9 protein-coding genes are annotated in these 11,239 nt (G+C 39.7%); 4 read left to right on the plus strand and 5 right to left on the minus strand.

Annotation, left to right across the window (positions count from 1 at the left end; all coding sequences use genetic code 11):
* Positions 1-30 precede the first annotated feature (30 nt).
* Positions 31-2,574, minus strand: a complete 2,544-nt coding sequence (gene tamL, locus BUA60_RS20990; RefSeq protein ID WP_317043222.1) for a translocation and assembly module lipoprotein TamL — start codon at positions 2,572-2,574, stop codon at positions 31-33.
* Positions 2,575-2,649: 75 nt separating this feature from the next.
* Between tamL and BUA60_RS20995 the strand changes: the two genes are divergently transcribed.
* A complete protein-coding gene (locus tag BUA60_RS20995; protein WP_072865259.1) occupies positions 2,650-3,390 on the plus strand; it encodes a TrmH family RNA methyltransferase in 741 nt (246 codons plus the stop codon).
* Here BUA60_RS20995 and porT read toward each other — a convergent pair.
* Positions 3,377-4,072: a type IX secretion/gliding motility protein PorT/SprT gene (gene porT, locus BUA60_RS21000; RefSeq protein ID WP_072865261.1), complete on the minus strand. Its 696-nt coding sequence runs from the start codon at positions 4,070-4,072 to the stop codon at positions 3,377-3,379. The genes BUA60_RS20995 and porT overlap by 14 nt on opposite strands.
* 3 nt (positions 4,073-4,075) lie before the next feature.
* Positions 4,076-4,804 (minus strand): bifunctional demethylmenaquinone methyltransferase/2-methoxy-6-polyprenyl-1,4-benzoquinol methylase UbiE, encoded by a 729-nt coding sequence (gene ubiE / locus BUA60_RS21005; protein WP_072865314.1) that lies wholly within the window; start codon positions 4,802-4,804, stop codon positions 4,076-4,078.
* A 351-nt stretch (positions 4,805-5,155) separates the two neighbouring features.
* Here ubiE and trkA point away from each other — a divergent pair, with 351 nt between their 5' ends.
* A complete protein-coding gene (trkA, locus tag BUA60_RS21010) occupies positions 5,156-6,505 on the plus strand; it encodes a Trk system potassium transporter TrkA (RefSeq protein ID WP_072865263.1) in 1,350 nt (449 codons plus the stop codon).
* Position 6,506: 1 nt separating this feature from the next.
* Entirely contained in the window at positions 6,507-7,997 is a 1,491-nt protein-coding gene (locus BUA60_RS21015) for a TrkH family potassium uptake protein (protein ID WP_072865265.1), read from the plus strand.
* A gap of 69 nt (positions 7,998-8,066) precedes the next feature.
* On the opposite strand, the gene BUA60_RS21020 is transcribed toward BUA60_RS21015, so the two are convergent.
* Both BUA60_RS21020 and BUA60_RS21025 read right to left on the minus strand, forming a co-directional pair.
* The gene (locus BUA60_RS21020; RefSeq protein ID WP_072865267.1) at positions 8,067-9,251 is read right to left on the minus strand and encodes a pyridoxal phosphate-dependent aminotransferase; all 1,185 of its coding nucleotides are present in this window, start codon (positions 9,249-9,251) and stop codon (positions 8,067-8,069) included.
* A gap of 14 nt (positions 9,252-9,265) precedes the next feature.
* Positions 9,266-10,369 carry a fatty acid desaturase family protein gene (locus BUA60_RS21025; RefSeq protein ID WP_072865269.1) on the minus strand — a complete coding sequence of 368 codons (1,104 nt, stop codon included), beginning with the start codon at positions 10,367-10,369 and terminating at the stop codon, positions 9,266-9,268.
* A gap of 116 nt (positions 10,370-10,485) precedes the next feature.
* Here BUA60_RS21025 and rsmG point away from each other — a divergent pair, with 116 nt between their 5' ends.
* Positions 10,486-11,121, plus strand: coding sequence for a 16S rRNA (guanine(527)-N(7))-methyltransferase RsmG (gene rsmG / locus BUA60_RS21030; RefSeq protein ID WP_072865271.1), 636 nt, complete (start codon positions 10,486-10,488; stop codon positions 11,119-11,121).
* Positions 11,122-11,239: the final 118 nt, after the last annotated feature.

An 11,239-nucleotide genomic window follows, 5' to 3' on the forward strand; every position in this document is an offset into this window, starting at 1 on the left:
GATGCGACAAAAGTAATAAAATAATCAGCTCTAAAAAGGATAATTTATACCTATGTTGAATACTGCGTTGGATAGATTGTAGTCCCTAAACCATCTTTTTGAAGATTCTTCAGCGGGATTATAGGTTTTAAGACCCATATCCAATCTGAATACAAAATACGTAAAATCGTAACGGATTCCAAGACCTGTCCCTAATGCTAAATCTCCTAAGGAGCCAAAATTTTCAAAGGTGGCCTTCTCGTCGGTGACATTGTCCAGGACGTTCCAAATATTACCGGCATCGGCAAAGAGAGCCCCTTTTATATCGCCTACTATAGGAAACCTATATTCCAGATTAAAGGCGATTTTTAAATTGGCTTCGTTAAAGTCGTTTATGTTATCTGTCCTTCCTGGCCCCAAGGAATAGGGCAACCAGGCACGGTTGTCGTTGGAACCACCAGCAAAATAACTTCTTACGAAAGGTATGTTGTCCGAATTTCCATAAGGTATCGCAATGCCGAGGAAACTCCTAAAGGCCAGAACATTGGTCCTTGAGGTGCTCCAATGTTTTATATAGTCCAATTCCGTTTTAACATATTGTGAAAAAGGTACGTTGAAAACCAATAGTTTGTCGTCTTCACTGGTGTAGAAGGGAATTATTTTGGAAATTCCGGACAATAGGTTTCCGGCACTTTCCAATTTGAGTCTAAATTGATAAAAATCGTTATCGGCAGTACCGCTTTTATTGTTTTTGGTAAAAGTGTAATTGCTGGCGAATATTAAATTGTTTTCGGTAAGCCTAATTCTTCTTTCCTCAATACTACTTACGTCCTCATAGTCAGTTTCACTGGAAGATACCTCTCCATTTAATATGGCATTGGTAAAGCCAGTGGTACCTTCCGGAATAATCAACTGCAGATCGGTACCGTCATCTGTGGTCTCAAAATAATCGGCCAGGGCAGGTTCGGTTTCGTAATTGTCGGCAATTTCATCCAAACTCTCATAGGTACTCTCGTATACAGCAAAAAATCGATCGGGGTTTACATTGCGGACAAATTGTACATTTAACAATTCGGCAGTATTCTTTTTAAAATCTGTAGGAGACCAATTATAACCAAATACAGTATTCAAGGTTTGTTTGTCCAGACCTATATTTTGCTGAAAACTTGTCCCAATCGATAATTTGGTTTTGGGCAGCATGTAGTTGGGTATAATTCTGGATGTATTTACAAAGGGAAACCAAATACGGGGCAAATTAAGGTTGATATCCGCTCCAGTTTCCAAAATATTGAAAAACCGGTTGTCCGCTATGTCCGGATCACTTGATGCCCCTATGCTGATCCTTCCGGATATGCTCAAGTTTTCTGCCCCTTTGAATAAATTTCTGGCTTGCAGGGAGGGGCTAAACCCTATGCCCAAAAACTGAATATTGGAGTGGGTTACATCAAAATCGGTACCCAATGAATATTTAGGACGGGGGGAAAGATAGATGTTGGCGGTTAATTCGGAATCTGTACTATCTGCCACGAATTCAATATTTGGATATTTAAAAGTATTAAGGTTGGTAATCTGCCTATATGTTCTAATCCGGTTAATTTCCCTGTAAATACTGTCCTTTTTTAGGAAAACGGCGTCTGTAAGCGTTTTGGGCTTGTAACGCAATTTCCCCTGGTAATAGATCGTGAAATCTTTATAATCCACCTTTTTTAGACTGTCCAATCCATTATTGAAGGTGTAGTTGGTGTAAATATTGATTTTTTTAAAAGTATGCACCTTGTATTCCGAGGTGGAAAGAGCATTGTCTGTCCTAGTTTTTAAATCTTCGATATTTAATAGGATATCCAATTTTTGGTTGTTACCCAGTTTGGTGGTGTCTCCGATTAAGTCGTAGGAAATGGAGCTCTCTTGAAAATTGTGGATTCCGGTGTTTCTAAAAAGATTGGTCAATCGTTCCCTTTCACTATTGAAATTGTCGAGATCTATTCGTTGCCCTGGTTTAATAAAGGAATTACTCTTATTAGCCTTGTTAATGGAGTCCAAGGCGGAGGAGGTAATTTTTGTGGATATCGAGTCTATGAGGTAAGGAGCGCCCAGATCCAATTTGTAGTTTATGGTGGCACGTTGTTTTCTTAGGCTGGTATCTATTTCATAGGTGGTAGAGTTGTTAAAATACCCCTTGCTTTTATAATAGGCATTTAGTCTTTGCAATGACCTTCTTGCCCGTGAAGTGTCTATGACCGTTGGAGGTTCCCCGATATTTTTTAACCATACGCTGGCCCCTTTCACCAAAAAGGATTCACCCAATCTTTCCACTTGTTTTTTAGAAAGGATATTGATGAGGCGCTGCTCCCTTTTTTCTTTTTTGTGCAACCAGACCTGAAAGGAAGAATCCGGGTTTTTCTTGGCCAGGTTGTAAAGATTTAGTCGTAGGGGATATCCCAATAAAGTGCTGTTGGGTTTTTGAAAAATAAGGCTGTGTATATCCTCATTGGTAATTTTTACGCTATCGGCATAAATAAGGTTTCTGGTCAGCAGGAGTTCGTCATCAGCAACTCTTTTTGTTGCATTGCAGGAGGTAATTGCAATTACTAGCAATAATAATCCTATTTTCGTAATGTTTAAAAGCATACACGGCCGTGTCCTCATAGAAGTCAAAAATACATTATTTGTATGGTTGTTAAAAGCCAAATAAAATTTATAAAAAATTTACAGCAAAAAAAGTACCGAACACAAAACAACTTGTTTGTGGTGGAGGGGATAAAGACCGTTCGGGAACTAATTGATTCTTCCCTGAAGGTCTATAAAATATATGTTACGGACAGCAAAGTGCTGGGCAGGGAGGCCGATTTTGTTGAGTTGATAAGTGAAGGTGAATTGAAAAAAATGAGCGGATTGTCCACTCCAAATAAGGTTCTGGGCGTATTTCATATTCCGGTACCGGAACCACTGGATTTTTCGGACTGGGTCATAGCTTTGGATGATGTTCGGGATCCTGGAAATATGGGTACTATTATCCGCCTTTGCGATTGGTTCGGGGTCAAGAGCTTAATATGTTCATCCAATTCCGTTGATTGTTATAATCCTAAGGTGCTACAGGCCACTATGGGATCTATAAGTAGGGTAAACATTGTATACGGGGATTTGCAAGGGATTATTAGCAATTCCGGGGTTCCGGTATACGGGGCATTTATGGATGGAGCCGTGGTCTATAAGGAAGAATTTCCCAAAAGGGGAATATTGGTTATGGGGAATGAGGCCAATGGGGTATCGGAAGCCATGGAAGCTTTGGTTGGTAAAAAAATTAGCATTCCACAATTTGGACCCAAAACCGCAGAAAGTTTAAATGTGGCAACGGCCACCGCTATTCTGTTAAACGAAGTTAGAAGGGGGTTATTTTCTACTCAAAGGTAAAATTGACGAATAGGCCCCTGGTCATCATAGCCTCAACATTGCCTGTCCATGGGCTATTGGGGTCATTGTCTCGTATCAATTCATCATTAATGGCGAAAACCCCTCGGATAGAGGGAGTAAACTTGAAATATTCCAAATAGAAATCGATCCCAAAACCCATTTCATAGTAATATGTGGTCTTTTTCATTCGGAAGGTGGCACTGCTGTTGTCGTCCAAACTTTGTTCATTGCTGCCAAGGTTTAATGAGGTAGATGCCCCACCAACAAGAAATGGCTTCCAATTTCCCAGTCTTTTGGTACTTACTTTTAGGAGCAAGGGAAAATTAATATAGGTGGATTTTACCTCCCTAATGGCATCCCTCTCGTTATCAAATCCTGGAAATCCTAAATTTCTTTGGTTGTAGTGCAGTCCAGGTTCAAATCGAAGGTCCAAAAATTTGTTTAGTCGCAGTTCCCCGATCAGTCCTACATTGAATCCAAAGGATTTGTCCACCAAAATATCGGGTAGATCGTCTTTGTATTCAAATTTAAAGTCATATTGATTGAAGCCTAAAAAATATCCCCAATTTAGTAATGGCTTGTCCTCATTTTCAAGGTTCATTACGGGTTTTTCATTAAACTGGGCAATGGCCGTGTTGCCTAGTGCACAAAAAACAATAAAAAGAACAAAAATATTTTTCATATTTTACTTTGTAGCTACGTAAATAGAGGCAACCCCAAATGTTTGGGGTCTATTGTCTATACCTATAAACCCGATTTTCGCCAAAATATTGTTGAACTGTTTTCCATGGGGGAAGGCAGCTGCGGATTCGGATAAATAGGCGTAAGCACTGCGATCTTTGGAAAATAACTTTCCAATGGCCGGCAGGATGAATTTGGTATAGAACTTATAACCTTGTTTGTAGGGTGTTTTTGTGGGAATGGAAGTTTCAAGAACTACAAACGAGCCTCCGGGCTTTAATACCCGGTATATTTCTGTGAGTCCTTTTTCAAGATTTTCAAAATTTCGTACCCCAAAAGCTACCGTAATGGCATCAAAGGAGTTGGCTTCGAAAGGTAGATTTTCACTGTCACCAACGATCATTTTGATGGTGTCCCCTAGATTTTTTTCCGAAATTTTCCTTTTGCCAACTTCCAACATTCCGGGTGAGATATCCAAACCGATAATCTCTTTGGCGCCTGTTTTGATCATGTTAATGGCCAAGTCGCCTGTTCCGGTAGCAATGTCCAAAATTTTGGAAGGATTTTTTTCGGAGACTATGGATACTACCCGCTTTCTCCATTTAATATCAATCCCAAAAGATATAACCCTGTTAAGTCCATCGTAATTTCCGGAAATAGTATCGAACATTTTTGTAACCTGTTCCTTTTTACCTAGCGTTGAATCTTTATAAGGGGTCACCTTTTTATCCATAATCATTAAATTTTTGGTAAAGATACTATATAGACCTAAAGTTATACTTCTAATTTTTACAATAAGAGTTGACCTCTATCTGTTTAACTCGCATATTTTAGAATACAACCCAATTTAATTATGTAATTTTGTCGCGCTTACATTCAGATTTTAATTGAAATATGCTTTAACAAGCTTCTTTCCAATATGGAAAAAATGGATTTAATTCGAAATTCCACAAGGAGTTATTCTAAGGAAATAGATTTGGTTTAGAATTAAATTTAGGTGACTTAAGGTGTAAAACTATGGCAACACGGAATTGACCATTAATTATTGTGTACTTCGGTTGATGAAAAACAATTTATATAACAGATGAAAATTATAATTGCAGGGGCTGGTGAAGTAGGTTTTCATTTGGCTAAATTATTGTCGTATGAATCCCAGAATATTACTCTGATAGACAGTAATAAGGATAGCTTATCTTATGCAGACAGTCATTTGGATATTAGGGTGCTGAGGGGGGATGCTACTTCCATCGCTATTTTAAAGGATGCGCAAGTGGAGAAATCCGATCTGGTCATTGGGGTAACGTCTTCGGAGACCACCAATATTACTTTGTGTATGTTGGCAAAACAATTGGGTTGTAAGCGAACAATAGCACGTATTTCCAACGCTGAGTTTATTCATAATAAAGAAGCTATTAGATTTTCGGACTTGGGTATCGATGAGCTTATTTCTCCAGAAGCTTTGGCTGCTACGGAAATACAACTTTTGTTGAATCAATCCGCATTTAACAATACTTACGAATTTGAGGAAGGTCTTTTGATCATGGTGGGTGTATCCCTGCCCAGTACCGCGCCTTTTGTGGGAAAGACCGTTAAGGAGGCTGCCCAGATATTTTCCGAGCTACATTTTATGCCCATTGCCATTCAAAGGATGGGTACCCAATACACCATAGTCCCCAGGGGAGATACTGTTTTTAAGGAAAATGATCAGGTGTACTTTATAACTTCCAGAGAGGGCTTGGACGAACTGTACAAACTTACCGGGAAGGAGAAGAAGGATATCAAAAATGTTATGATTCTTGGTGGCAGTAAGGTAGGTTTTAAAACCGCCAGGGATCTTTGCAGAAATAGGTTTAACGTAAAGCTGATTGAGAAAAATAAGGAAAAGGCTTTCGATTTGGCGGATGAACTGCCCAATGCCCTTATTATTAATGGCGATGGTAGAAATGTAGAACTGTTGGAGGAAGAGAATCTGGAGGCCATGGATGCTTTCGTGGCCGTTACGGGAAATTCTGAAACGAATATAATGTCCTGCTTGGTGGCCAAATCCAAGAATGTTAAAAAGACTATTGCCCTAGTGGAGAACATGGATTATTTTCAATTATCCCACTCGATAGGGATAGATACCCTGCTCAATAAAAAGCTTCTGGCTGCGAATAATATCTTCAGGCATATCCGGAAAGGGGAAATTGTGGCGATGACCCGGCTGAATAATTTAAATGCGGAGATTTTGGAATTCATTGTAAAGCCAACATCCCAAGTAAACGGACAAATAATTAGAGAGCTGGAATTTCCTAAGGAAGCTACCATTGGAGGGGTAATCCGGGACAATCAAGGGATTATTGCCCTAGGGGGATTTAGAATTACAGAGGGCGATAGGGTAGTGGTATGTTGTTTGCCAAGTGCCATTCCGAAAATTGAAAAGCTATTCCTTTAGTATGGGCTTAAATTCGAAAATTATCTTTCACCTCATGGGATTGCTATTACTTTGTAATGGTTTTTTTATGATTATGGCTGCTGTGGTAAGTGGGGTGTATGACGATGGAGCTACCTTGGATATTACCCTAGCGGCCGTGGTTACAATGCTTGTTGGTGTTTTGGCCATGTTCTATACGCGAAACCACAAAAAAGAGGTTAAGCGAAAGGAAGGATATATCATTGTTACTTTTGGTTGGTTGGTAATGTCGGCTTCAGGGATGCTGCCCTATCTTTTTTCCGGTGCCATTCCAAACGTTACCAATGCTTTTTTTGAGACGATGTCCGGTTATACCACTACAGGAGCATCCGTGGTTGATGATATAGAGGCATTGCCGGAAGGAATCCTTTTGTGGAGGAGTCTAACACATTGGATAGGTGGTATGGGGATTATAGTCCTTGCCATAGCTATTTTGCCACTGTTGGGCATTGGGGGAATGCAGTTGTTCGCCGCGGAGGCTCCCGGACCAAGTGGGGATAAATTACATCCTAGGATTACCGATACCGCGAAGCGACTTTGGTTAATTTACTTTAGTTATACCGTGGCTGAGACTTTGTTGTTGAAATTGGCGGGAATGTCCTTTTTTGATGCGGTAAACCATTCTTTGGCAACCCTTTCCACGGGAGGTTTTTCTACCAAAAATGCCAGTATGGCCTATTGGAACGATCAACCTTTGATTCAGTACATTGTTATTTTGTTCATGTTTTTGGCCGGTAGCAATTTTGTATTAAGTTATTATGCCTTTAAGGGTAAAGTGCAAAAAGTGCTTATGGATGAGGAGTTTAAATTCTATTCCATCTTTATTTTTTGCTTTACCATAGTTGCCAGTTTGGTAGTTTATTTTCAGGCCAATGTACCTATGTCCGATTTTCATCCAATGGTATTTGGAGAGGTGGAAAGCGCTTTTAGGCATACCTTGTTTCAAGTGGTCTCGGTAATTACGACGACCGGCTTTGTTACTGCGGATTTTACCTCTTGGACACCCTTTTTGACCATATTCTTTTTCGGGCTGTTTTTCCTTGGGGGCTCTGCTGGTTCAACCGCAGGGGGTATCAAGGTAATGAGGCATTTGCTTATTATTAAGAATGGGCTGTTGGAATTTAAGCGTACCCTCCATACCAATGCCATAATTCCCGTTAGATATAATAATAAGACGGTTCCGGAAAATATCGTTTATAACATAATTGCATTCTTTGTGCTCTATATGTTGCTTTTCATTATTGGATCCTTGGTGCTTGGTGCACTTGGATTGGATTTTGAAAGCGCCGTGGGTGGGGCTGCATCCTCGCTGGGGAATGTAGGGCCGGCCTTGGGGACACTAAATCCGTTGGTTAATTTTAACAGCCTTCCCGCATTGGGGAAATGGTGGTGTGGATTTCTAATGCTTTTGGGTAGGTTGGAACTATTTACGGTATTGATCCTATTTTCGCCATATTTTTGGAAGCGTACATAGGATACAAAAAAGGATAAAAAAAATGGACGCCGATGTGGACGTCCATTTTTTTTATGACTAAAGTCTATATTATAAGACTGCCTTTATTCTCGCCATTGCTTCCCTTAGTTCCTTCTCTGAAGCAGCATAGGAAATACGTATACAATTGTCATTTCCGAAGGCTTCGCCAGTTACGGTAGCCACATTGGCTTTTTCCAGTAGGTAGAGCGCAAAATCCGAAGCATTATTGATCAATGTTCCGTTTAGTGTCTTGCCAAAAAAGCTGGAAATATCTGGGAATACATAAAATGCTCCCTCTGGGACATTTAGATTGAATCCTTTTATTTCACCCAATAATTCCAATACAAGATCACGTCTTTTGTGGAATTCGTCGATCATAAACTTAATGGAGGATATTGGCGCATTAAGAGCGGCAATAGTAGCACGTTGTGCAATGGAATTGGCTCCACTGGTAATCTGTCCCTGAAACTTGGTACAAGCCTTGGCAATCCACTCCGGACCACCAATATATCCAATACGCCATCCGGTCATCGCAAACGCCTTGGAAACACCGTTTACGGTAATGGTACGGTCGTACATGCCTTCAATATTGGCAATACTTACGTGACCTCCCCTGAAATTGATGTGCTCATAGATTTCATCGGATACCACAAAAATGTTGGGGTGTTTTCTCAAAACTTTGGCCAAACCTTCCAATTCCTCCTTGTTGTAAACAGATCCACTTGGATTACAAGGGGAGCTGAACCACATCATTTTGGTTTTTGGAGTAATGGCTTTCTCCAATTGTTCCGGTGTCATTTTAAAATCCGTGTCAATGCTTGTAGGCACTTCTACGGGCACACCTTGGGCCAATTTCACAATATCGCTATAACTTACCCAATAAGGAGCAGGTAGAATAACCTCGTCACCATCATTGAGCATTACCATGGCAATATTTGCCAGGGATTGTTTTGCTCCAGTAGAGACTACAATCTGGTTAAGACCATAAGTTAGTCCATTGTCTCTTTTAAACTTATTGGCAATGGCCTGCTTTAGGTCGGCATAGCCATCCACAGGGGAATAGCTACTGTAATTTTGGTCTATGGCCTCTTTGGCTGCTTCCTTGATAAAATCAGGGATGTTAAAGTCGGGTTCCCCGAGACTTAAGCCAATGATATCTTTACCTTCATTTTTTAATTCTCTGGCTTTGGCGGCCATAGCCAATGTGGCCGAGGTGGACATGGAATTGATCCTATCGGATAAATGGTTCTTCATTTTTATGTTATAATTTACTGATATTGTAATTTGGGTTTTTTGCCCAGTTCCTTTAGATGTTTGAAGTGCGAAATTATAGCTTTTCTTGTAGTTTTATATTCGTTGTATGGTAAATTAAACTCTTTTGCGGTCTCTTTAACAATTTTGGCAATTTTTGTGTAATGAATATGACTGATGTTTGGGAAAATATGATGTTCCACCTGATGGTTTAAACCTCCTGTAAACCAATTCACTATACGGTTTTTAGTGCCAAAGTTTACAGTGGTGAACAATTGGTGAATGGCCCAAGTATTTTTCATGGTACCGTCCTTTTCAGGTAAGGGAGTTTCCGCTTCGTCCACAACATGTGCCAATTGAAAAACTACGCTAAGGATTACCCCGGCAACATAATGCATTATAAAAAATCCTAAAAGAATTTTCCACCATGCAATATCTAGAAATACCATGGGCAACACGATCCAGATAGTTAGATATATAAGCTTGGTTACTACCAGCATACTCCAGTTCATAAACGGATTTGGGAACTTGCCATAGGCCAATTTTCTTTTGGTATAGCGGTACATCTGCTGAAAATCCGTGGTTATGGCCCAGTTGAATGTAAGAAGGCCATAAAGGAATATAGAGTAAAAATGTTGAAATCTATGGAATCTGTGCCACTTGGCATGCTTCGAAAACCTCAGGATCCTTCCTGCTTCCAAATCTTCATCGTGTTCATGGATATTGGTGTAGGTATGGTGCAGTACATTGTGTTGCACCTGCCAGTTGTACACGTTGCCGGCCAAGATGTAGATACTGCCGCCCATGAGTTTGTTTACCCATTTTTTGTTGGAATAGGAACCATGGTTACCGTCATGCATTACATTCATGCCAACTCCGGCCATACCAACGCCCATGGTAATGGTGAGCAATAAATTGGCCCAATTTGGAAGTCCTAGGGTTAGTATTAGAAAATAGGGAGCCAAAAATAAGGCAAACATTACTGCGGTTTTTAAGTGCAATTTCCAGTTCCCTGTCTTTTTAAGGTCGTTTTCCTTGAAATAATCATTAACGCGCTTATTTAGGGTTTTGAAGAATTGGGCAGAGTCTTTTCGTGAAAATCTTATGGGATTGTTGTCCATGATTTAATTTTTTGTAAATATACGGCAATTAGAGCCCAAATTAAGTATAACTGTTTTGTTAAAACTTAGGCCATGCCTGTTAAAGTACTATTTTTGCAAAAATTTAACGAAACAAAATGGACTATACAATCATTTACAAATATTTTCCAGATTTAACGGATTTGCAGAAACAGCAAATAGAAAAACTGCAACATTTGTACCAAGATTGGAACTTAAAGATAAATGTGGTCTCCAGGAAAGATATAGATGAGCTTTATATGCGACATGTATTGCATTCATTGGCGATAGCAAAATTTCAAAAATTTAATCCCGGGGCGGAAGTATTGGATGTAGGAACCGGAGGAGGTTTTCCTGGGATTCCCTTGGCCATTTTATTTCCCGAGACCCATTTTACCCTAGTCGATGCTATAGGGAAAAAGATCAAAGTGGTTCAGGAAGTGGTGTCGGGATTGGAAATTGAAAATGTCACTGCAGTCAATTCGAGAGTGGAAGAAATTAAGGGACAATTCGATTTTATAGTTAGTAGGGCAGTAGCGGCTATGCCAACCTTTACACATTGGGTGAAGGGCAAAATAAAAAAGAAATCCGAACACGAACGCAAGAATGGAATCCTTTATTTAAAAGGGGGAGATCTTGAAGAAGAATTAAAGGAATACCGTACCGTTGAAATCTATGATCTTTCGGCAATATTTGAAGAGGAATTCTTTGAAACCAAAAAGTTGGTATACTTACCTGTAAAATATAAGGGCTAGTACTAAAGACTTAACATGTGGTAATAGGACTCTCTACAAGTTTTGGCATAGGCCTTTATGTAATTGGGGATATTCCTAAATGAAAATCTTTTCACTTTACTCTGGTTTTTGTTTTCTA

Source organism: Arenibacter palladensis, assembly GCF_900129275.1.
GTDB lineage: Bacteria > Bacteroidota > Bacteroidia > Flavobacteriales > Flavobacteriaceae > Arenibacter > Arenibacter palladensis.